Origin of the sequence: Agrobacterium sp. CNPSo 2736 (assembly GCF_004005385.1) — a bacterium.
GTDB classification, from domain to species: Bacteria; Pseudomonadota; Alphaproteobacteria; order Rhizobiales; family Rhizobiaceae; genus Agrobacterium; species Agrobacterium leguminum.
Genome location: NZ_RZTX01000002.1, coordinates 40,476 through 60,420, shown reverse-complemented (window position 1 = coordinate 60,420; position 19,945 = coordinate 40,476). Strand labels below are relative to the sequence as shown.

The 19,945-nt window shown below is 55.8% G+C and carries 26 protein-coding genes; 5 read left to right on the top strand and 21 right to left on the bottom strand.

What is annotated here, in order from left to right:
• Nucleotides 1-3: 3 nt before the first annotated feature.
• The 19 genes from EM858_RS04315 to EM858_RS27375 all read right to left on the bottom strand — a co-directional run bounded on the left by EM858_RS04315 (nucleotide 4) and on the right by EM858_RS27375 (nucleotide 15,473).
• Nucleotides 4-2,055 carry a hypothetical protein gene (locus EM858_RS04315; RefSeq protein ID WP_127755965.1) on the bottom strand — a complete coding sequence of 684 codons (2,052 nt, stop codon included), beginning with the start codon at nucleotides 2,053-2,055 and terminating at the stop codon, nucleotides 4-6.
• A gap of 3 nt (nucleotides 2,056-2,058) precedes the next feature.
• The gene (locus EM858_RS04310; RefSeq protein ID WP_245482980.1) at nucleotides 2,059-2,457 is read right to left on the bottom strand and encodes a hypothetical protein; all 399 of its coding nucleotides are present in this window, start codon (nucleotides 2,455-2,457) and stop codon (nucleotides 2,059-2,061) included.
• Nucleotides 2,454-3,026, bottom strand: a complete 573-nt coding sequence (locus EM858_RS04305; protein ID WP_127755963.1) for a hypothetical protein — start codon at nucleotides 3,024-3,026, stop codon at nucleotides 2,454-2,456. The genes EM858_RS04310 and EM858_RS04305 overlap by 4 nt, the downstream gene beginning before the upstream one ends.
• Nucleotides 3,026-3,739: a hypothetical protein gene (locus tag EM858_RS04300; protein ID WP_127755962.1), complete on the bottom strand. Its 714-nt coding sequence runs from the start codon at nucleotides 3,737-3,739 to the stop codon at nucleotides 3,026-3,028. The genes EM858_RS04305 and EM858_RS04300 overlap by 1 nt, the downstream gene beginning before the upstream one ends.
• Complete coding sequence (locus EM858_RS04295) at nucleotides 3,732-6,176, bottom strand: phage tail tape measure protein (RefSeq protein WP_127755961.1); 2,445 nt, start codon at nucleotides 6,174-6,176, stop codon at nucleotides 3,732-3,734. The genes EM858_RS04300 and EM858_RS04295 overlap by 8 nt, the downstream gene beginning before the upstream one ends.
• Before the next feature lie 6 nt (nucleotides 6,177-6,182).
• Entirely contained in the window at nucleotides 6,183-6,434 is a 252-nt protein-coding gene (locus EM858_RS04290; protein WP_127755960.1) for a hypothetical protein, read from the bottom strand.
• Nucleotides 6,435-6,484: 50 nt separating this feature from the next.
• Nucleotides 6,485-6,832 (bottom strand): GTA-gp10 family protein, encoded by a 348-nt coding sequence (locus tag EM858_RS04285; protein ID WP_127755959.1) that lies wholly within the window; start codon nucleotides 6,830-6,832, stop codon nucleotides 6,485-6,487.
• 8 nt (nucleotides 6,833-6,840) lie between these two features.
• Nucleotides 6,841-7,530: a phage tail tube protein gene (locus EM858_RS04280; RefSeq protein ID WP_127755958.1), complete on the bottom strand. Its 690-nt coding sequence runs from the start codon at nucleotides 7,528-7,530 to the stop codon at nucleotides 6,841-6,843.
• Nucleotides 7,523-7,933 (bottom strand): DUF3168 domain-containing protein, encoded by a 411-nt coding sequence (locus EM858_RS04275; RefSeq protein WP_127755957.1) that lies wholly within the window; start codon nucleotides 7,931-7,933, stop codon nucleotides 7,523-7,525. Before EM858_RS04275 ends, EM858_RS04280 begins: the two co-directional genes overlap by 8 nt.
• Nucleotides 7,930-8,367, bottom strand: coding sequence for an HK97 gp10 family phage protein (locus tag EM858_RS04270; protein WP_127755956.1), 438 nt, complete (start codon nucleotides 8,365-8,367; stop codon nucleotides 7,930-7,932). The genes EM858_RS04275 and EM858_RS04270 overlap by 4 nt, the downstream gene beginning before the upstream one ends.
• The gene (locus EM858_RS04265) at nucleotides 8,367-8,705 is read right to left on the bottom strand and encodes a head-tail adaptor protein (RefSeq protein ID WP_127755955.1); all 339 of its coding nucleotides are present in this window, start codon (nucleotides 8,703-8,705) and stop codon (nucleotides 8,367-8,369) included. Before EM858_RS04265 ends, EM858_RS04270 begins: the two co-directional genes overlap by 1 nt.
• On the bottom strand, nucleotides 8,702-9,310 hold the full coding sequence (locus EM858_RS04260) for a hypothetical protein (protein ID WP_127755954.1): 609 nt from the start codon (nucleotides 9,308-9,310) through the stop codon (nucleotides 8,702-8,704). Before EM858_RS04260 ends, EM858_RS04265 begins: the two co-directional genes overlap by 4 nt.
• A gap of 1 nt (nucleotide 9,311) precedes the next feature.
• Nucleotides 9,312-9,512: a hypothetical protein gene (locus EM858_RS04255; RefSeq protein WP_127755953.1), complete on the bottom strand. Its 201-nt coding sequence runs from the start codon at nucleotides 9,510-9,512 to the stop codon at nucleotides 9,312-9,314.
• A 77-nt stretch (nucleotides 9,513-9,589) separates the two neighbouring features.
• The gene (locus EM858_RS04250; RefSeq protein ID WP_127755952.1) at nucleotides 9,590-10,903 is read right to left on the bottom strand and encodes a phage major capsid protein; all 1,314 of its coding nucleotides are present in this window, start codon (nucleotides 10,901-10,903) and stop codon (nucleotides 9,590-9,592) included.
• 25 nt (nucleotides 10,904-10,928) lie between these two features.
• The gene (locus EM858_RS04245; protein ID WP_245482979.1) at nucleotides 10,929-11,606 is read right to left on the bottom strand and encodes an HK97 family phage prohead protease; all 678 of its coding nucleotides are present in this window, start codon (nucleotides 11,604-11,606) and stop codon (nucleotides 10,929-10,931) included.
• Nucleotides 11,603-12,805, bottom strand: coding sequence for a phage portal protein (locus EM858_RS04240; protein WP_127755951.1), 1,203 nt, complete (start codon nucleotides 12,803-12,805; stop codon nucleotides 11,603-11,605). The genes EM858_RS04245 and EM858_RS04240 overlap by 4 nt, the downstream gene beginning before the upstream one ends.
• Before the next feature lie 50 nt (nucleotides 12,806-12,855).
• A complete protein-coding gene (locus tag EM858_RS04235; protein ID WP_127755950.1) occupies nucleotides 12,856-14,577 on the bottom strand; it encodes a terminase large subunit in 1,722 nt (573 codons plus the stop codon).
• Nucleotides 14,577-14,993 carry a hypothetical protein gene (locus EM858_RS04230; protein ID WP_127755949.1) on the bottom strand — a complete coding sequence of 139 codons (417 nt, stop codon included), beginning with the start codon at nucleotides 14,991-14,993 and terminating at the stop codon, nucleotides 14,577-14,579. The genes EM858_RS04235 and EM858_RS04230 overlap by 1 nt, the downstream gene beginning before the upstream one ends.
• Before the next feature lie 306 nt (nucleotides 14,994-15,299).
• Nucleotides 15,300-15,473, bottom strand: a complete 174-nt coding sequence (locus EM858_RS27375; RefSeq protein WP_245482984.1) for an HNH endonuclease — start codon at nucleotides 15,471-15,473, stop codon at nucleotides 15,300-15,302.
• Between the two features lie 338 nt (nucleotides 15,474-15,811).
• On the opposite strand from EM858_RS27375, the gene EM858_RS04215 reads away from it, so the two are divergent.
• Together EM858_RS04215 and EM858_RS04210 are read left to right on the top strand one after the other, a co-directional pair.
• Complete coding sequence (locus EM858_RS04215) at nucleotides 15,812-16,477, top strand: DUF4145 domain-containing protein (RefSeq protein ID WP_127755946.1); 666 nt, start codon at nucleotides 15,812-15,814, stop codon at nucleotides 16,475-16,477.
• A gap of 32 nt (nucleotides 16,478-16,509) precedes the next feature.
• Nucleotides 16,510-16,956, top strand: coding sequence for a hypothetical protein (locus EM858_RS04210; protein ID WP_127755945.1), 447 nt, complete (start codon nucleotides 16,510-16,512; stop codon nucleotides 16,954-16,956).
• 41 nt (nucleotides 16,957-16,997) lie between these two features.
• Here the strand turns inward: EM858_RS04210 and EM858_RS04205 are convergent, their stop codons facing one another.
• Nucleotides 16,998-17,225, bottom strand: a complete 228-nt coding sequence (locus tag EM858_RS04205; protein WP_127755944.1) for a hypothetical protein — start codon at nucleotides 17,223-17,225, stop codon at nucleotides 16,998-17,000.
• 30 nt (nucleotides 17,226-17,255) lie between these two features.
• On the opposite strand from EM858_RS04205, the gene EM858_RS04200 reads away from it, so the two are divergent.
• The 3 genes from EM858_RS04200 to EM858_RS04190 all read left to right on the top strand — a co-directional run bounded on the left by EM858_RS04200 (nucleotide 17,256) and on the right by EM858_RS04190 (nucleotide 19,271).
• A complete protein-coding gene (locus EM858_RS04200; RefSeq protein ID WP_127755943.1) occupies nucleotides 17,256-17,987 on the top strand; it encodes a hypothetical protein in 732 nt (243 codons plus the stop codon).
• Between the two features lie 146 nt (nucleotides 17,988-18,133).
• Nucleotides 18,134-18,868, top strand: a complete 735-nt coding sequence (locus tag EM858_RS04195; protein ID WP_127755942.1) for a TIR domain-containing protein — start codon at nucleotides 18,134-18,136, stop codon at nucleotides 18,866-18,868.
• A 154-nt stretch (nucleotides 18,869-19,022) separates the two neighbouring features.
• On the top strand, nucleotides 19,023-19,271 hold the full coding sequence (locus EM858_RS04190) for a hypothetical protein (RefSeq protein ID WP_127755941.1): 249 nt from the start codon (nucleotides 19,023-19,025) through the stop codon (nucleotides 19,269-19,271).
• A gap of 48 nt (nucleotides 19,272-19,319) precedes the next feature.
• On the opposite strand, the gene EM858_RS04185 is transcribed toward EM858_RS04190, so the two are convergent.
• The gene (locus EM858_RS04185) at nucleotides 19,320-19,547 is read right to left on the bottom strand and encodes a hypothetical protein (protein ID WP_127755940.1); all 228 of its coding nucleotides are present in this window, start codon (nucleotides 19,545-19,547) and stop codon (nucleotides 19,320-19,322) included.
• Nucleotides 19,548-19,945 lie beyond the last annotated feature (398 nt).

Sequence of the window (19,945 nt, the reverse complement as noted above, 5' to 3'; positions counted from 1 at the left end):
ATGTCAGGTAACGGTAATTGCGCCAGTTGCGACGGGTGCCGCCGCTGTGCCTGACGCATTGATGGAAACGATGAAGCCGTATTTGGTGCCGGCAGTTACGCCGGTGACCACTCGACCGTCCGCGATGTTGGGAGGCCCGTACTCCGTCGCAACCAGCGAGGCCCCGACGAAGGTATTGGTCGTGTTCAAGTAGAGGCGAACGCCGGCGTAGTTCGGGCTGTTGGGCGCGGTCCACGAAAAGCTGACCTGACCACTACCGCCCGTCGCGGATGCGCCTATCACCGTCGCTGGTGGCGTGGGGTCAGCGGTTGCCGTCCTTATTTCGTAGGCGGTCCAATCCGAGTTTGCGCCGTTCGACCATGCGCGTAGACGGAAACGATATTGTACGCCGTCGGACAGATAATTCGATCTGACCTGCACTTCTCCGGATTTGGAGTTTGTGGATCTGGCCGGCTCCGATCCCGAAACACTTTCCCACTCCAGTTCATAGATCAACGCGTTGGAGACGAGGTCCCACGTAGCGAGTGCATAGGCCGCCTTTTGCCCCCCGGTCAAAGTCTCGTTCTGGATGGTGACATTAAAGTTCTGAGGCAGCGGAACGCCGCCGCGGGGCAATGGCTCGACATTGGCTCCCGGCTCGCCTTCTTCTGTCGATCCATCAAAGTCGTAAAGATCATCAGGGACGATGATGCCGGAGAACTCGATGGTCATATTCCGCAAAGAGAGCTTTGGCGTCGCTGTTATCTCGACAATCACCTCGTTCATTTTGGGCGGGATATGGACCCGAACAAATCGCCGGTAAGGCACTTGCTTCGCCGCCTCGTAATGGGCGAGGACCGAAATCTTCGGTGCGTTTGCCCGGATATAAGTGATCTTCTGGAGGCGCTGCACGTGGTTGTGGCTCTGCACTGCGGTGTTATCGAGAGTCTTCGTCCGCTCCGTGTCTTCGCCGACGTAAGGATTGCCGTATATGGCTGCGTCTGCCGAATTGTAGTCATTGCCGGGATCAGTGTACCGGCCGCGCACGGCAAGTACCGTTGAACTGTCCCTCGTGTTGCCATCAAGCTGGAAGCTGATGACATCTTCACGCACAAGGCGGATATCAGGAGCGGTATACTCACCGGCATGGACGCCGATAAGACCATCCGGCCTTTCGAACACCACCAGTTCGGCGGCCTGGTCCATCGTCCTGCCGACCTGCACAGGATCTGTCTCGGCCCGGAACCACAGCCCACCGTGATAACGGTTTTCCGAACCGCCTGACCTGTTGATCACGATTTGATCGCAAACATCGGCGGCGTGAGCCCAGTCCGGCAGGTACATATCCGTCAGGCCAAGCTTCCCCCCGACAGGGTTCGTCAGGTGCCAAAGCCTCATCAAGGCGAGGTTGTGTCGATAAAGAACATCGCCAACCCGAGGATCATAAAGCAGCGCGCCGTCGATCACGCTCGAGGGCACGGGCATCTGATTAGGATAGATCGTGAGATAGTTTTCACTCCCGGCCGTTGCGCAACTCATGCGAATGGTTGCCAGACCGTCGCCTCGGTGATCGTTCGACCATATTGTCGGGAAGTTCCCCACGATATCCGGATAAGCCGTTTCGGCGTTAAGCCCGAGTCTCGTATTGATGACGACGTAGTGATCGACGCCATTGAAGACGAAATGTGCCGGCGAAGTGACGCGGCCGGCGCCATCTACTGTCGCCTTCTCATCGTGAAGATAGTGCTGCACATATCCTTGAATCTGGTGTGCAGCCATAACGATGATGTGGAAGGCAATGCCGTTTATTTCTTCAAGAAAGGCATAGTCTCCACCCTTCTTCACCCGGCCCAGCACATAAGCCAGCGACGGGACGTTCTGTTTCAAATTGTAGCTGCCGTCTTCCGGCTTGGGCACGCTCGGCTTTTCAACAAACAGTCCCTGAAGCAAAGAGGTGCCGTACACCAGACCGCCGTAAGCGAGGGCGAGCGTACCCAGATACAGCGCGTTCGCGGCAAGCGTCGTCGTGGCGAGCGATGAAACGATCAGCGCGCCGAGTTCAATTATGCCTGTCATGGATCAGATTGCCCAGATTGCCAACGGCTTGGCTGTCATCGGCCCCACCCCGTTGATGAACCGGACGAGCCATTGACTACCGTCGAAGATTGCACCGAATTGGTGATTGATGTTCGTTTCGCTTCCGATCACCCCGATGCTGCCACAGGCGGGCCTCTGGATGCGCTTCGCGTTGATCCTCACAGCACAGACACCGACAAGAGAAACAACGCTGCCAGCCTCTTTTATGTGGAGGCGGAACCCGTCTTCGCTATCATATGTGCCGCGCAGGTGTTCCGCCGGGTCTCGATGGCCCAACCAGATAGCCCATGAAGCAAGGAACAGGCAGCAATCGACATGTCCCGGCCTCCAGGGCTTCTCTTGATATGCATCGAGAAATGCCGAAAGCGTCTGGTCACTCACCAATTGGGCCACCGTATTGTCTTATCACGGAGGGTGTTGACGCGCTCCGCAAACCTGTCGAGGGGAGCAGTCGGGTTGAGAACCTTTGCCCGCGCTTTCTGATCAACGTCGGAAAGTACCGCGCCGTTCGTGAGCGTTCGAAGCGTGAAGCGGTTGGTGACCTCAACTGTGACGGTCGACTGAATACCGGAGGCATTTGCCGCATCCGAAAAGATGAGGTTGTCGATTCTTCCCGTGAATTTCACATCCGGGACACCAACCGGCTGATCAAACTCGTCGCAGTCCTGAATGTAGATGCGAAAGCGGGAACCCTTGATGGACCCCGCCTTGTAGTCGACCCAAATCTGGTTTGATGTCTGCTCATCAATGCCCGACAAGACCAGCGCAAGCGTGAATGCCTCGGCATTGATCGCCATCTCGATCTGGCTAAGCGCATCCTCTGTAAGAATGCATGCTCGCCAGATATTGCCAGCATCATCGACGAAAGGGCCGCCGGAACCGTCCCACAGACGGACGGTTCCCGACGGAAGATCCACCTGGCATAAAACACGCAGTGATTTGATTGCCATTACACCAGACCTAACGCGAGCTTGTTCCAGTAATCATTGGCCTCAATGAAGGAGGCGGCGCGCCGTTCGAATGGAACCGGATCAACCCCCGCCCCCATCTGGTCATCGGAAGAAAGATGACAAAGACAGGTAGGCTCATCGAATTCCAGATCAGCATGGTCTGGAATGGTTGCCCGTGTAGTTGGCGAGATCGCAAGAGTGACGATATCGCCGTCATCCTCGATAATCCTGCCCGTCTCGTAGAGAGCGTGAGCATATGAAAACCGCACGCCCGAAAGGTTTCGGGAACCGCGCACGACTCGAAGACGGATCGTTGTTTGGCCGACAGGGGTCACGCCAACGCTCCGGATCGAGATTGCACCCTGCGCATACATGGTTCCGTCCGAAAACGGTGTCAGGTCACTATGGGGAACCTCTATATTGCCCTCATACTTTCCCGAAGCGTAGGGCGCGACATCCTGAGACCAGGCCGGAACCGCAATTAATCCGGACCGACCTGACAGCGTATTGCGAATTGCCAGCCAGCTCCGGCGCTGATCGACGGATGAGACAGGGATATCGGAATATTCGATGGACCAAAATCCGAGATCGGTTCGGACCGCCACCTCAATTCCTCCCAGCGATCTTCCACCAGAGCGAGTGAAGGAAACCAGATTTGGCTGGCAAGTAAGAGGCGTAAGCACGCTTCTGGGCCAAACCATAATATCAGCCATTTCGATAATCACCCCCGGCCCGAGTCGCCTGATAGTTTGCCATTGCACCAGGCGCCATCCGGTTTGCCTGCCCTACCGCCCCGGACTGAATGGCTGGCGCTGCCTGCTGGATACTTGAATCGACATAGGGCTGAATGCTGCCATTTTTGGGGTCGATACCGACAACAACACGCATGGTTCCCCCGCCGCGACCGCTATGGCCTTCCTGCCCCGGCTTTGTGACCGTGACACGCTCATTCGGGCTGGCCTTGAATGCGACAAGCTGGCTGTCAACGCCGCCAGCACCGCCAACCTGAAACGACCCGCCATTCGCAAAACCAAAGAGCTTTCCGATCCCGCCAAAGAGGGTTCCGAAAATACCCCCAGAAGATCCGGCGATACCGCCTCCAAAGAGCGCCTGAAATGCCTGGTTCATCCACATGTCGGCGAGGCTTCCAAGAACACCCGAGATTGCTTCCCTGACTGTTTTTGATCCATCGAGCACGCCCTTGAACGCGCTGGACAGGCTGCTTGAGAGCTTGTCGCCAATGCTTTCCATTTGAGAGAATGCGCCCGTGACAGTAGAGGCAACACCAGTTGCAGTATCAACAACAGTGCCGGAAAAGTTCGTCATGCCGTTATTGAGGCCCTGCATCACGTTGGTGCCGATGTCTTGCATGACGCGCGAAGGCGAATGGATATCGAGGACAGATTTCACGCCATCGACGATATTGGTCGCTACACCCTTCACACCATCAATGACGCTGGAAGCGGCGCCCGTAATGCCATTCAGCAAGCCATTCATGATGTCCTTGCCGATCTGGAGCATATGCGAGGGAAGCATGGCGAACGCTTCCGGGATCTTCGCCGCAACCGTCTGCACCGCGCTGACGATCTCACCCATCTTTGCCTGAACGGAAGCCAGCAGACCCGGAAAAATCGCATCCATGACATTTGCCAGCGTCTGCCAGAAATTGTGAACCAGCTCTCTGGCAGTGTTCCATGCGCCGGCGAAATCCCCGGTCAGCAGTTGCGCCACCCCCGTCGCAAGAAGCCGCGCATTTTCGAGAAACCCGCTCAGGCTCGCGCTCATGACGGCCACGGTAGTTTCGACGATCTGACCAACCAGAGGAAAACTCTCCCGAATGTTTTCCCAGTTCTGGTAGAGGTAGATCGCAGCAGCAGCCAAAGCGGAAACCACCGCTATGGCGGCAAGAACAGGCGCCGATATGGCAGCCACTGCCGTAGCAAACATACCAATAGCGGCTATGATCGGACCCATCGCAGCAGCAACCGCTGCGATGATCGTTCCCCATTTCAGCAATTCGGGATTGACCTGCGCCAGCCAGCCCACCCACTCGGCAAGGCCTGCGACAAACCCGGTTATCATTTCGAGAAGGCCACTTTTGGCAATGGCGATCTGCAATTCCTCAAAAGCGCCGGAGAGTTTCTCCATCTCGCCGTTGAAGCCCTTCATTCGGGCATCAGCCTGTTCCTGCGCGATGCCAACCTTGTTGATCTGCGCAATCGCCGCCTCTATTCCTGCCGACCCCTGAGAGGCCATCGCAACAGCGGTACGCATTGCATCTTGTCCGAATATCTGCTGAAGGGCGCTCGTGCGGGCCTCGTCGCTCAACCCGGAAAGCCCTTCCTTCAGCTCCTGCGCCACATCGGCCATGCTTTTCATGTTGCCCTGGGCATCGAAGAATTCCAGACCGAGTTCTTTCATCGCTTCAGCGGCAGGCTTGCTCTGTGGCACGAGGCGCGTCAGGAACGTCTTGAACGATGTGCCCGCGTCGGAACCGGAATTAAAGACATCGGAAGTGGATGCCATGACGGCGTTGAAGTCCGTCAGGCTGACGCCCAGAGCGCCAGCCACGCCGCCGGCCTGCCCCAGTGCCAGCGCATAGTCGTCGAAGCCAAACTGCGAAGCGAGGGTGACCGAGGTTATTTGATCGACAACCCTTGCCATCTCCTTCGCCTCAAGGCCGAACTGCGCCATGACGTTGGTCGCCACATCGGCAGACCGCGAAAGATCGCCGCCAGTCGCCTCGGAGAGTTTGATGGCAGCTTCGGCAGCGCCACCCATTATCTCCTCCACGCTCATGCCGTTCTTGGCGAGCATCTCAAGCATATCGGCGGATTCGGATGCCGATTTTGACGTGCTCTTCCCAAGCTCGCGGGCCAAAGCCTCCATCTGCGCCAGCTGATCGCTGGTTGCCGAAGTCGCCGCGCCCACCCGGTTCATGGCGGCCTCGAAATCGCCCGCTGTCCTGACGGTCAGCACGCCGAAGGCTGTGATCGGCGCCGTCAGGCCTACCGACAGCTTTTTCCCGAGCGACTCCATGGATTTTCCCACGCGGCCCAGAGTCTTCTGGAGATCGGCAAACCCGTCGCGGAATTCCGCCGTGTCGATACCGAGGTTGACGCGCAGCGCGCCGATGACCGCCGATGACATTAAGGATCAACCTTTCTGGTGGGAATGCACCCATGCCGACCAGGACGCAAACTCGCGCTTGGAATCGTTTGCCGCAGGCCGCGTCCCGGATCCCGGCACATGGCTTTGCAACGATTTGAGGCGGGGCAATTTGTCTACGCGCGCAAGCCCTTCGATGTGCCAGGCAAGCCACGCGTTTTCATTGTGTCGGTGGCGAAGAGCCGCAGTCGCGCCATCCATGATAGCGCCGATTTCGCGCAGCGTCAGGCGCCAGAACAAGGCAGGGTCCTGACCTGCCTCCACCCAGGATTTCAGGATGCCGAGAGGATCTATTCTCTCGGCTTCCGAGGGTTTCGGCCTCCCTTCGCCTCCGGGAAGGCGAGCGCAAAAGCCTTACCAATGGCAGCCATACAGGCGGGAATACCCGCAAGATCGGCTATGTCACCGGCATCCTTCAGCGTCATGTCAGGGTCCTGGTCGATGAGACCCGCCCAGACAATCTTCCGCACCGACGACATCCGGATATCTTTGCCATCGGAGATATCTTCGTCGATAATCTTCTGAATGGATTTGCCAAAGGCCTCCTCCAGTTCGCAGAGGGAATTGATCCCGTAGCTGATACGGTATTCCTTGTCTGCGACCTGAAGGGGCACGTGGCCACGATGTGGATTAGCCATGTTTCACCTCAGGCGACGACTGCGACGGTTGCCGCACTGGAAACCGTGGTGCTGTAAAGCGTGTTGGCGCCCGTGACATCCACCGTGATGACCTCACCAACGTCCGCGACGACGGGAACATAGGAAGAGGTATTGGCGTTCGCGACAGAATCACCGCCAACCTTCCACTGATAGGAAAGGTCTTCCGCCCCCGCCCAGATACCCCAGTCTACGGTAAGAGGGGAGCCGACCTTGGCAACGCCATCGATAATCGGAAGGTCAATGTTGCGCGGCGCCGTCACGCCGGTCATGATCGGATCGCCGGATACGCGAAGCGTCAATGTTGCCGTCTTGCGGTCATCGACAGGAACATCCTTTTCGTATCCCTGCCGGTTGCCGCGAAAGATGACCTGGATGCCGTTTTCAAACGTCACCCGGTTGATCAGCTTCTTACCCCTGATAGACTGGATGAAGCGGTCGGTTTCAGATCCGGGAATATAGTTCATCTCGACCGACGCTTCACCGGAATCAGTCAGGCCCGGGATATATTCCCTCGTCTTGTTCGGCGACTGCATATGCGTGGCCTCAAGTGAGTCATCGGTATCGGCGGGCGGCGTCAACGCATATACCTCACGGATATAGGTGAAGTCCGCCGGCTCGGACGCTAGAGCGATTTCAAGGACCGTGCCGTAGCCGATCGATACTTCAGTGTCAGCCATTGTTGTTCTCCTGGTGGTGGATGAAAATGTCGATTGAGACGCGAAATATCTGGCTCACCCTGTTATCCAAAGCTGCATCTTCATCAGGAAGATCACGTTCGGTATCCAGAAATATTGCCTTGATGATGCCGCCCCGGTAGCCCGAGACGGCTTTGCGAACAGCGCGCGCGGCGGATTTTGCCGCAAGATAGGAAAGCGCCCGGACGTCGATCTGTACCCGGCTGCGGGTCAGGTTCGTTTGCCCCTGAAAACTGTAGTGCGGCTGGGAGCCGACCACTCGCAGGACGCAGTTTGGTTTCCGTCTTTCCTTTTGCGGAACCTCTACCCAGTAGACATTCCGCCCGAAATGAGCCGCGACTGCGGGATTGCCAAGCATCAGACCAAGAAGGGCTTCCTCCATCATCGACCTTTCCGGGCAAGACGATTTGCCGACTTTTCGATCTCACCCCACAGCGACACCGCTATGCGATCCAGCGTCGGTTCCTTCTCGGTATCCCATGCAGGACGCATGAAGGGCTGTGCACCGTGGCGTTCGTTTCCGAACTCCTGCTGCACGCCGGCGGGATTGTTGGTACCGACAAACATTTCCTGAAACGCCGGGCTGCTGTCTTTACGGTGCAACGCGGACTGCCGCCTGTTCAGTCGGGTGGAAACGTCGATGCTTTCCAGAAGGTGATAATCATGCTTTGGCGCCAGCTGGCGGGCCTTGCGGGCCATTGGCTCGGCCGCATCCTTGAGGACGCGCCGGAGCGTTGCTTTTGCTACCGACTTTGGAAGACCGCCCAACGCGCGATCAAGCTCTTTCAGCCCGGAGATCTTTACCGTGACCTTGGCCATCAGTTGACCTCCACGTTCGCTGTGATCTCAATAAAGCGATGCCGACCATCGAGCGTCTCCTTGATGCCAAGGATGTTCCACCTATGACCATCGTGAAGAAGATCATCAGAGGGAAGGATGGATCGGCTGCGCAATGACGAACGAATAACGAAGCGCGCCGTCAGGATGCCACCGACACCACCAGCCTGAAACTTTTCGCCGTCAGACACATCGACGCGCTTGGCGCGATATTTCGTGATGACTGTCCCGTAGACAGGCTCATTCATAGCGTTGCGTCCGACCTCGGCACCTTTTTTCTCAATCGAGATAGAGCGATCCAGTTCCTGCGCCGTGGTCATAGCGAAAACCTGCGATATTTGCCGATCAAGGCATCCTCTACCCGGGCGAGATTTTCCGCGCCGACGCGTGCACTCTCGTCATAGGCAAGCTGGACGCGGATCTTGATCGCCGCCTTGATATCGGCCGGGACGCCGCTTTTACCGGCAACCACCGGCCAGCCGGCCAGGTAATCGACCTGCAGCGCCCCACGTTCGTAAAGGTCGGACGGACGCTGGTAGGCATTGCGGAACCGGATAGAGGCCTCGCCAGATGCGCTGACATCAAGCGCGTATTCATTCGGAGCGATCGTCGATATCTGCCCCGCCGCGTTGCGATACCGCGCAGCCGAAATCGAGGAGACCGGCCCAAGCGGCAGCTTCAGGCAACCGGAAAAACCGTCAAAAGACTGGCGCCATGTCTGTTCTGAAAGAACAATGCCCAGAATGCCCGTCCAGCCCTCGTAGTGATCTACTGCCGACTGGATTTCATCCTCGATCAGGCCATCATCCTCGTGCGGCAATATATTGTCGTCATCGTCACGCTCGGCGATGCGAAGGGCGATCTTCATCTCGTCGAGCGTAACGGGAAGGACGGCAGGCGCCGTGACAAGGACTGGACGGTGCATATTAACCTGCCTTGTTGCTCGGAACCTGTTCCGCCTTGTTTTTAACCTTGGTTTCTGCCTTTGCGGTCGAGCGCTCGACCAAGACGCCGAGTTCAACGAGATGCTTCGCCTCAACTTCATTCAGGTCGCGCGTTTCGCCACTCCGGTAAAACCGGTCACCTTCATGCTCGCGCATGACATCGTATGTTATTGTTTTACCCATAATCATTCTCCTTCGGTTCACGAAGAGGGCGGGAAATCCGCCCTCTGTAGTCAGCCGAACAAACGGGACAGTGTCCGTCACGGGGTGACGGGCGGAGCTACGTTGCCGTAGATCAGGCCTTCCGGGCGATAGACAGCCAGAGCAAGACGCTCTTCGCCCAGGATCGTCACTTTGTTGCGAACGAAGTCATCGTTCTGGAAGCCGACCTCGATCCGGGACTGCCACTGGTCGAAGATCTGCGCCGCCAGACGGAAGGCGCCGGTCAGGAACTTGCCAACGGCGATGGACTGAGTGGCGACCACCGGAAGCCCCCAGAGGGTCGGACGCAGCGTGCCCTGTGGATTGCCGATGATGTAACGGCCTTCGCCATCCTTCAGGGTTTCGATACCGGCCCAGTCGATATCGTTCAGAACGTGACCGGTCGCAGGGAACTCAGCCAGGGCAGCCTGAAGCATCGCGACGCGCAGGACATCGATCGAGGTCATCGGCGTGGGACTGGTATATCCGGCGGGGACAGCGAAGGCGGTCGCCTGCGGAATGAGACCCAGAAGATTGTCGCCGGTGCCATCGCCGTTAAGGAGCTGGCTCTCCTCCTTGATGGCGAGGCCATAGATGAGCCGGCCATCGATCATGGAGCGGATCTGCGGGAAGTCCGACAGAATCTGCTTGGATGCGCGGAACCAGTGCGCAATCACCTTGGTCGATACCGTTTTGTCGGTAAGCTTGATATCGGAATTCGGCTTCAAACCACCTTCCGCAACAGGCGCCGCGTTGTTGGTGAAGCCGGTCTCCTGGATATATTCGATAACCGGACTGTCGGTATTACCGGGGGTCAGGAGATCGCGCACAGTCAGACGACGTTGCGGAAGCTCCAGGACGCCGGGAAGGCGGTTTGGCGAAATGGCAGCGCCGGCCGAGCCGGCGGCGTTGGTCGTCGCCGTGGTGATATCGGCCTTCACGGGCATGCTGGCGGAAGCGCCGCTGCGGGGGGCAGAGGCGAGAGCCTTCAGTTCTTCGCTTTCGACGAACTGCTGACCGAAGGTCTTTTCCCCGTCGCGACTGCCGAGATCCGCACGCGCAAGCTTCTGTTCCATCTCGGACACCTGCTCGCTGAGACCGTTCATCTTGAGAAGCGCCTCGTCTGCCTTCTCCTTGAGCGACTTCGACAGCTCTTCGCCCGATTTGGCCTTGCCGATCGCCTCTTCGGCAAGCTGCTTGACCTTGTCGATAGCGGCGTCAAACTGCTTTTTGACTTCGCCGGCAAGCTGTTCCGCCGACTTGTTTTCAGGATGACCGCCGCCATCGCGAAGATAGCGGCCTGCGGCGCGCTCATTCGCGGTCATAGCGCCGAGAATGCCGGCGGATGCCAGCATATAGATTTTCTTTTTCATGGTGTGCCTCGTATGGCTGTGAAGATTATTCGCGCAGCAGTGCCTGCATGAACGCGGTTCCGGGGTCCGCAACGGCAGGATCCCCCTGCCCTTTCAGGTGGACGCGCGCGGCACGCTCCGCCTGTGAATTCGAAAAGCCCAATCCCTTGAGCCAAACCTCGAATTCCCGCTCTGTCAGCCGGTCCCCGGACTTCAGACGATCTGTTAATTCGTGAGCGGCCTTTGCGGCCTTGACGCTCGCGACGGTGGCATTGTCGTTGGCACCGATCGACACGATGGAAACTTCCTTCAGGTCGATTTTCTCAAGCGTCCAAACGCCAGTATCCGTGTCAACGGAATATTCCTTGATGCGGTAACCGATGGACAGGCCGTCGATATCGCGAGCCTTCAGAAGCTCGTAGGCCTCTCGCGCCCTCTGGACACCCATGTTGAGCTTGCCACGAAGGAACAGACCCTTGTCATCTTCCTTCGCCTCAAACCATTTACCGATCGGTTCGCGAGAATCGTGCTGCCAGAACATCTTCGGCATGGTGCCGGCAGATTTGTGAGTTGCGAGGGATTCACTATACGCGCCAGGCGCAATGACATCGCCATAACTATCCGGCTCGCCACCGAACGTGGAACCGTATCCCTCGATTTCGCCACTTTCCTTCATTTCCTTGATGGAGAGGCAAGCGGTTCCAAACTTCATGAGCGTGGTCATTGAGATTGCTCCCTCTCTTGTGCGATCAGTTGACGCACGGCTTCTTCATCGATCTCGGAAATCGGCTTGTTCTGCATCTGCATGCGAGGAATGTCGCCGCCATCGACAGGCGGCAGGTTTTCGAGGTCGCGTACCTCATTGATGGTCATGGCGCCGATCTGAGTCATCTGCTGGTAGAACCGGGCGCGACCGGCGCTATCGGCGCGGAGCAATCCTTCCAGATTGAACTCAACGGAAACGCCAGCTGCACGATCAGCAGCGGTCAGCAGCTGCTTTTCAATGGCCTGCTCGATGCGTTTCAGGCGGCGACGCAGGGTGAATTTCTGAAAACCCAGCGTCTGTTGCTCGATACCGGATCCCCAGCTGGTCGTTTTCTCGGTATGACCGATCATGAAAGGCGGAACGCCGAAGAACCGGCAAACCTCTTCCACCGAAAAGCTACGGGATTCCAGCATCTGGGCATCTTCCGGGGCAAGGGTCAGTTGCTCCCACTTTGTGCCGCCCTCAAGGATCATCGGCTTGCCGGTGTCGGCGGTCGTCTGAAACTTCGACGCCAGTTTTTCTTCCGCCAGTTCACGCTGCTCTGGTGTTAGCCACTTTTCAAAAGTCAGCACGCCCGAGGGGCGCATACCATTCTTGAAAGTCGAAGACGCCGATTTGTCGACGGCGCGCGCCAGACTGAAGGTATGGCGCCCATAATGCAGCGTTGACATTCCTCCGAGGGGATTTCCGCCAAATCCGCGAATATGCAGTATGGTCTTGTCGGTCTCGACGAAATATCGTCCATCTTGCGACCAGCGGTATTCGATTGAGCCGTTCTGGAGCCTCCGAACTCCCATCAAGGCGGGATTGACCGGCATCAACGAGGCAATGCCCCGGCTGTTTCGCTCAATCCGCGCGTAGGCGTTGCCTCTCATTTCGATTGAGGCCGCCATGAACTCCCAGAAATCCACGGCCGTTTGATCGTAGTTCGGGCTGTCGTGAAGCAACCGATACAATGGATGATCCCGGTAAACCTCCCGGACACCCTTTGCGTCGCGCCGGTAGACCATCAATGGAAGGCTGGCGATGGTGCCAGACAGCAAATTAATGCATGCCCACGCCGAGGAGATTGAAAGAACGCTGGAGTCCGTTACCGGCTCTCCAGCATCGCCCATTCCTGACGCATACCAACCGTCCGTGTTCTCGATCGACAGCATTCGCGCCACCGTCGAGGCCGCCTTGAACGCAAGTCTGCGGAAAGGATTCACTAGCCACCTGCCATCTCTCGAAAGTAATCGTCCATTCCCGCCCCCGGTGCTTCCGGATTTCGGCTCATCACCGTTACGGCATCGAAGAGCGCCATCACGGGGTCAATTTTTGCGTCACCGGCATTCTGCTTGGTGGCGCGGATAGCCGTTGCTGTCGGCTCGATTTTGAGGTTTGACACGCACCAGTCCATGAGCGCAGATGGCGCGTGCCGCAGAGTGCCGTTCGCCAGCTTACGTTCGGCCGTCTTGATGGCGTTCATCATCGCATAGCCCTGCGGGGCGCCAACGAGATTTCCCGCCTCTTGTGTCACCTGGATTTCAGCGAGAGCCTCTATCATCTCGCCAAGCCCTGCCGGGTCAACCGCGACGGAAGCCAGAATCCCACGCGCCTTGATGTCGGAAATGATCTCTACGATTTCCGAGATGTCCTTCAGCTCGTCATCAACGATCGTAAGAAGGCCATCGCGCTTGAAGTCGTTCAGCTTCGACGCAATCGACTTTCGCCGCTCGAGAACTCCTTTGTGGCACCATGCATGCGACCAAGACAGCCAGTTGCGAGAGCCTTTCTCGCGCCCTAGAATGGTCAGGCCGAAAAGGTCATCAAGGCCACCGCCGTCGATTCCGACAACGATCACCTCGGACCGGCTCAAGATGCTTTCCAAATCTAAGCTACCGTCAGACTTGGCGACCCAGAAATCAGCGCCCGGCCACCGGTTGGATCGGAGGTTCATTCCGATCTCGATGTTCAGATGCTTGGCTAGGAAAGTCTGGATCGTGTCTCCCTCCTCATCCTGTCCGCCTATGACCGCCGCGAGCTTGCGTTCGAGCCATTCTTTGCGGACGGATCGGCCCATATTGGGATTTGTCACGTAGAAGTTCTCGGGCCGCTGGTAGGCCTTTGACTTGATCATTTCCTCCGGGAACTCATACAGCACCGGTAGAAAGTTAGGATCGGCAATCTCTCCATCGCGCACCGACCGGGCATAATCCAATTTCTCCTTGAAGACGCCAGCAGGCGGGCTATCAGATTGCGTGGTTACGTAGATGATGAAGCCTTCCGGCTTCGATATGAGCCCGCCTGTCGCCTCCTGAAGCATCGCACTCGCGTTTGATTTCTTGCCAAACAACCAAAGTTCTTCAACTAGAACGAATGCTGCCTTCTTTCCCGCGGATGTGGTGGAATCTGCTGACACCACTTTCAACACCGCCGACGTTAGGCGATGTGTAATCATTTTCAGGTTCGTCTGAACATGCAGCAGATCCGAAAGCTCTGGGTCCGCTTTCACCATGTCGGCAGCGGGCTTGAACGAGTTGTCAGCTACTTCGCGGGTCGGTGCCAGGATCATCAGTTCCGCCGAGTGCCGCCAGTTGCGAATTAGCGCGGTCAGCATTATCCCGGCAACGATCGTAGATTTTCCGTTCTTTTTACTGATGAGGAGAAAGAATTCTTCAACCAGCCTAGTTGCTGATCCGGCATCGTAAGCGCCGAAAACGGCCTTTACGAAATCGAAAACGAACTCTTCGCTGACCTCACCGAACGTCGGATGTCGGTAGCTATCAGTGGCCTCTTCGTACCGCTGGGGTAGATCAACCACCTGCAGCGATTTGAAGACCTCTAGCGCTGCCTCTGCCTCGTCTGGGAACAACGGAGAGAACGGGATGAGCGATTGCCTTTTGACGATACGCTCTCGCCAATCAAGACAAGCCGTCGACCATTTCATTAGCGATTATCAACCACCAGCTTTGGAGGGGACGGAGGTGCGAATTTGCCGCCTATTGCCTGGGCCGCGGCTTTTTGCTCTTCCTTCTTGCCGAGTTTCGGCTTCTTTTCCTGTTTTTCGGGAGCCCGTTTGGCCTGTGCATCGACTGCCGCGACCTGCTCGATCATCTTGTTCTGGGCAGAGACGTTGCCCCCCATTGCCGACCGATAGCGAGCCATAAGCAGCTCAGCGCGGACCTTTGCGGTCGCCCTATCGAGCTCCAAAGAAAAATGCTTGCGAAGCGTAGGCTCGGAAACCCCGATAACATCAGCAATCCCGACGTTCGACATGCCGCAGGCCTTGAGAACGCGCACTTTCTCGCGGTCCTCGTCCGTGGGCTGGAACTCGGAACGACCGCTATTTTTGTTTCCGGCCATGGCTGAAAATTACACTCCAAAAAAATAATATGCCGATGAGGGGGGCGCGGGTGCGGAGGGAGGCGGCCTTCCAGACTTTCGACCGCCCCCCTGCCTGCCGAATGACCTAGGCGCCTGCCTGATCGGTCAGGTCGTCATCGACTTCGACAACGATGTTCGTACCGCTTACCAAACCGGCCAACTGAAAGAGCCATGTGGCAACAGTCATACGAGGACCGAACATGCGAGGCATCTTCACTCCGATACGGAGACGGGAGAGAAGCTCAGAACCGTCAACGATAATCTCACCGCAGTCTCGTGCCATCGTTACCAACGGCCTCGCGACCGTTCCTCTCGTTGCTTGACTGTATCGTGGCAAGGTTTGCAAAGCGTCTGAAGGTTCGACGCATCGAAGAACAGATCCCGGTCACCCTTATGAGGTGTGACGTGGTCGCAGATCAGCTTCGAGGTATCTACCTCAATCCTTCCGCATCCTGCCATCTGGCAGGTGAAGTGATCTCGGGTGAATGTCTGGGCGCGCAGCCGCTTCCACTCTGCCAGCTGATACCACTTGCGCCACGGCTCCGCCGTTTGCCTATTCCGGTTACGCTCTTGCTCATCGCCCGGTGCTCTGCCTATTAGCGGTTTGATAGTTGCGATCTGTGGCCTTATGGTTTTCAGTTTTGCCATCACACCCCTCTCGCCACCGCCGTAGAAAAACCCCACCATTTCTGACGGGGCTGTGTAAAACTTAACGTTGAAAGCTACTTCTCTTGCCGACGCACGCCAAGTTTGATCTCCTTCGCTCAAATTCAGAATGGAGCAACGGCGAGTCGCGGATGACAGAGGTAACGACGCAACAAAGTACAAACTCTCATAATGGACAGAGTTGCATGGGCCCTCAATTGGTGGGCCTTGCCCGATGCCCACACTGTAGTGTTGCGCAGCCGCTTTTTACATGTACATGGGCCAGCGCCGGTCCCACAGCTCGCACCGATGGTGGAGCCCCGCAATATTGGGCGACTTATCGCTGCCAATCTTGCGGCGCAATCGTCTGCGTCCAAGGAAACAGACGGCAAAAAGACTATCTAGCTGGGCAAATTTTTCCTACACCGAAGCAGGCCCACGAAGATTTACCACAAATTGCTCGCGTATTTTTACAGCAGGCCTACGAGACCCAACATGCACCCGATGCCGCAGCTGTTATGTCTGGTAGTGCCGTGGATGCCATGCTGAAAGCAAAAGGTTACATTGAAGGATCACTTTACGTAAGGATCGATAAAGCCCTATCGGATAACCTCTTAACTAAAGGCATGGCTGACTGGGCTCATTCTGTTCGTCTTGGATCTAATAGGCCCCGACATTCTGATGCGGAGAAGCCGCACGTTTCACCCGACGAGGCTAAACAGTCCGTCGAATTCGCTGAGGCATTAGGGAACTTCCTTTTTGTTCTAACCGCAAAGATTGACAGAGGCATTCAACAGGCCGCGGCCACAAACGCTTAATTTGAGTAATGGCATAAGCTTGGGGGATGGCGTTGGAGTACAGGAAGGCAACAACCGGCGACCTAGCAAAGGTCTTTAGGAACAGCGACGAACGATTGACGGCGGAGTATATCACCGCCGGTTACAATCCTCGTAAGGTGAAGGACATGTTTCGAGAATGGGTGGTCGCCGGAGACGCCCACGCACTCACTTATGGCGGCAATCCTGTTGCTATCATCGCTTGGCAAACACTTGATGGTGAGGTCTACACCAGCTTCGCCGCCACTCCCGAATTCTTCGAGAAAAAATTCGTTCGTTTCAGTCGCAGGCACATCAAGCAAATTCAGGTTGTTCACGGCAACAAGCCGATTGTCGCCGTTAGTTACGGAACGCATCCCCAACTGGTTCGATGGTTCTCGTTACTTGGTTTTCAAAGGGACATAACCCAAGGTCCAGCGACCCTGTACAAGCTGTCACCGGCACCAAACACCGCACCCTAGCACCCCTCTTCTCCCGCTCCTGCTCGTTGGTGGTCTGGGATCTATGCCAAGGCCAGCATTGTCCTCATCCGCTCAACAGCGTCGATAGACGTCACTCGTGCAAGGATGTTTATCGTTGATGCGTCACCGTTGCCGGTTCGCTCAAACAGAAAATATCCACTAGCGTCGTCAATCTCTTCGCCAGATAGAGCAATTTGCCTGTCTGAAAGCGGCGCCAAGCATAGTGTTGTTTCCTGATCAGTATTTACTGAAAAGTAAAGTTCATCCATCCTAGGTTGTCTCCTACTGAGGGCGAATCATTGGCCGAACCTAAGAAAACGCACAGACTGGTAAAACAACCGCAAATTTCGGCAAGATATCTTGCAGATTATATGGGTGCTAGCGATGTAGCACGACGTTCAATCCTGACAGGATGTAAATTCCAATCGATTGCTCGCGTGGTCCAGCACAACGACGCAAAACTGCAGGTGAGCCGTTACCTGCGGGGCGACATCGCCACCGTAGACCTTTTAAGGGCTGAGGCTGATAATCTTCGTTCTCGGATGGCTGATGACGACTTTGGACGTGATGTATTAGATCATAATGCCGATTATATCGACCGCTTCGTGAAGGTAGCGGGCATCCTTGAACTTCCCGCTGCGGATCGCCAATCACCAGGACAATGCCCGCCGATCGAGCGGCACGGCGTAAAGATAACGCCGGATATCGCGATGAGGTTAAGACGGAAGACTGCAACTAATAAAATCAAAACAGGCTTGGCCGCCCTACGCTATGCAAAGGGCAAGCCACTCAAAACTGAGATAGCCGAGTGGCAATCTGCTTTTTTGTTTGCGTATCTGGGCTTCCTTGATGACGAAGAGGGTGGTGATCCGGAATTGAAGTTATGTGTAACCATCGACTGCTATTCAGGGGCAGTCATCGCCGCACCGACAAACTCCTTGACACGGATCAAGAATATCGACGCTGCATGCGCGGGGATCGCAGAACGGTGGGATAATATTCAACCTCCTCCGAACGCGGTATATGAATAAATGTAAAACCGCGCGCGTTCTGCGAACGCCACGATCATCGCCCTTCTGCAACGAAATCCCACCTAGATTAACGATATTGATCGCTTTTCCTTGATCGAGACAACAAAGCGCTATTCATTGCGTCCGTGTACAGTCTCGGGGGCAAAATGCGTATTTTTGCAAGTTGGTCAGGCGAAGAGAGTAAACTCATCGCCGAACTTTTAAAGTCGTGGATACCTTGCGTACTTCAGGATGCCGACGTCTACGTATCATCACAAGATATTGGCAAGGGCGAGCGTTGGCTGGCTTCTGTCTCGAGTAATTTGTCGGAGATCGATTTCGGCATCATTGTTGTGACAAAGACCAACGTCAACGCCCCATGGATCCTGTTTGAAGCAGGGGCCCTTTCAAAGAGTGTCAAGGGTGTTGTTGCACCTCTCCTTTGCGGCGTAGAGAACTTCGAAGCCGCCAAATCTCCACTCACTCAATTTCAGTACGTTCGCCCAGTCCACGAAGAAATGCGAGACCTGCTAGCACAGATAAATTCATACTGCGCTAAGCCACTCGACCAACCCCAGCTAGACCGCGTGTTTGCAAAATGGTGGCCAGATTTTCAGTCGGAATACGCTAAAATCGAGTTGCCGGATGCCAAACCGATCAAGAAAGAAACAGATAATGTGCGCTTACAAAACATCGAAGACGGTTTAAGTGAGGTTATGTTTGAACTCCGGAGGATGAGGTCTTCACCAACTATAGTCCCGGGCGCTGGCGCCGGAGTTCCGCCATCGGTGGTGGAGTGGAGCGATGACCAACTCAAACTACTGGAACGGTCGATTGCAAAAGGCGACAGGCTGAGGGCCAGACTGATTCTTCAAGAGAAAAACGGGTTGAGGTCAAAGTAATAAGGTGAAAGGCAACGCGCTTTGAGGGCACTTCAGATCAGATATTCTTTCGGGAATATGCCTCGCGCTAATCGAGCGAATGTTCATAAGGCCACACTCTCGACTCTTTCGACTTTGCGGAGCATTCTACCAGCAACTAAACTTGGGGGATGGGATGAACAAACTGGCTTTATTTTTGCCGATTGCTTTTCTTATCGGCTGCGGTACCGACAATACCCGCGAAACCACATACACAACACCTTCAGCCAACAAGCCAACGATGGAAGCAAACCTTTCCGATGACGAGCCATATCAGGGGCAATATGTGAGAAGCTTCGGGGAAACGACGTATCAATCAGCCCCTCCATCCGAAGGGTCTGAGGTAGACTGTCCTCCAGGCGCCACCGTTTGCACGGCCCTCTAACAGAATCGTCACCCTAATCTCGCGTGACAAGGCATAGATGACGGATTCTCAATCGGCCGGAACGAAGGGCAAGAGATACTCGCCACCAACGAAAAAACCATTGGCGGCTTCTGCATTGATCGTGCCCAATTCCAACTTACCCCATGGGGTGTATTTGAAGAACTGATTGTTCTCCGGGCTGCCAGACGTAACAGGTTCGAATGTCAGCGTGAAGCCGGCCTGATTTTCAACGCGGTTGGTGAGTTTGAATTTCGCCGTGCAGATGGGAGCGTTCATGCGCTTTCTCCGTTGTTGGCCCGGACACCGCCGGACGCGGGATCGAACATCACGAGAGGGATAATATGGGGCGGCCTCATAGCAACCAGGTGATCAACCCCGGCCCCATCCGCCGCCCCGCTCTCGCTGTGAATTCGTCTATCTGGAAGTGATTCGGTTCTCAGTGGAACCATCAGATTCGGCTATGATTTGAGTCTGGAATTTCGAAACCGTCAACAATGGCACTTGATTTAATTTTTGTTGATTCTTTCACAAACTACGGAAAAGGCTTACGCCTGTAAGTAAAAATGTGCTCTCGATCAGTGCCGAATTAATTTTTATAATTCATGATTTTCGAAGCGAAATGCGGAATTTCTCTGCACGCTCAAACCGTTGATTTTAAACGACGCAAAATTGCG

Excerpts from the sequence above, each read along its gene's own strand:
- EM858_RS04315 (WP_127755965.1), bottom strand. The coding sequence starts at position 2,055 with ATGACAGGCATAATTGAACTCGGCGCGCTGATCGTTTCATCGCTCGCC.
- EM858_RS04305 (WP_127755963.1), bottom strand. The coding sequence starts at position 3,026 with ATGGCAATCAAATCACTGCGTGTTTTATGCCAGGTGGATCTTCCGTCG.
- EM858_RS04300 (WP_127755962.1), bottom strand. The coding sequence starts at position 3,739 with ATGGCTGATATTATGGTTTGGCCCAGAAGCGTGCTTACGCCTCTTACT.
- EM858_RS04295 (WP_127755961.1), bottom strand. The coding sequence starts at position 6,176 with ATGTCATCGGCGGTCATCGGCGCGCTGCGCGTCAACCTCGGTATCGAC.
- EM858_RS04285 (WP_127755959.1), bottom strand. The coding sequence starts at position 6,832 with ATGGCTAATCCACATCGTGGCCACGTGCCCCTTCAGGTCGCAGACAAG.
- EM858_RS04280 (WP_127755958.1), bottom strand. The coding sequence starts at position 7,530 with ATGGCTGACACTGAAGTATCGATCGGCTACGGCACGGTCCTTGAAATC.
- EM858_RS04275 (WP_127755957.1), bottom strand. The coding sequence starts at position 7,933 with ATGATGGAGGAAGCCCTTCTTGGTCTGATGCTTGGCAATCCCGCAGTC.
- EM858_RS04270 (WP_127755956.1), bottom strand. The coding sequence starts at position 8,367 with ATGGCCAAGGTCACGGTAAAGATCTCCGGGCTGAAAGAGCTTGATCGC.
- EM858_RS04265 (WP_127755955.1), bottom strand. The coding sequence starts at position 8,705 with ATGACCACGGCGCAGGAACTGGATCGCTCTATCTCGATTGAGAAAAAA.
- EM858_RS04260 (WP_127755954.1), bottom strand. The coding sequence starts at position 9,310 with ATGCACCGTCCAGTCCTTGTCACGGCGCCTGCCGTCCTTCCCGTTACG.
- EM858_RS04255 (WP_127755953.1), bottom strand. The coding sequence starts at position 9,512 with ATGGGTAAAACAATAACATACGATGTCATGCGCGAGCATGAAGGTGAC.
- EM858_RS04250 (WP_127755952.1), bottom strand. The coding sequence starts at position 10,903 with ATGAAAAAGAAAATCTATATGCTGGCATCCGCCGGCATTCTCGGCGCT.
- EM858_RS04245 (WP_245482979.1), bottom strand. The coding sequence starts at position 11,606 with ATGACCACGCTCATGAAGTTTGGAACCGCTTGCCTCTCCATCAAGGAA.
- EM858_RS04240 (WP_127755951.1), bottom strand. The coding sequence starts at position 12,805 with ATGCTGTCGATCGAGAACACGGACGGTTGGTATGCGTCAGGAATGGGC.
- EM858_RS04235 (WP_127755950.1), bottom strand. The coding sequence starts at position 14,577 with ATGAAATGGTCGACGGCTTGTCTTGATTGGCGAGAGCGTATCGTCAAA.
- EM858_RS04230 (WP_127755949.1), bottom strand. The coding sequence starts at position 14,993 with ATGGCCGGAAACAAAAATAGCGGTCGTTCCGAGTTCCAGCCCACGGAC.
- EM858_RS27375 (WP_245482984.1), bottom strand. The coding sequence starts at position 15,473 with ATGGCAGGATGCGGAAGGATTGAGGTAGATACCTCGAAGCTGATCTGC.
- EM858_RS04215 (WP_127755946.1), top strand. The coding sequence starts at position 15,812 with ATGACAGAGGTAACGACGCAACAAAGTACAAACTCTCATAATGGACAG.
- EM858_RS04205 (WP_127755944.1), bottom strand. The coding sequence starts at position 17,225 with ATGGATGAACTTTACTTTTCAGTAAATACTGATCAGGAAACAACACTA.
- EM858_RS04195 (WP_127755942.1), top strand. The coding sequence starts at position 18,134 with ATGCGTATTTTTGCAAGTTGGTCAGGCGAAGAGAGTAAACTCATCGCC.
- EM858_RS04190 (WP_127755941.1), top strand. The coding sequence starts at position 19,023 with ATGAACAAACTGGCTTTATTTTTGCCGATTGCTTTTCTTATCGGCTGC.
- EM858_RS04185 (WP_127755940.1), bottom strand. The coding sequence starts at position 19,547 with ATGAACGCTCCCATCTGCACGGCGAAATTCAAACTCACCAACCGCGTT.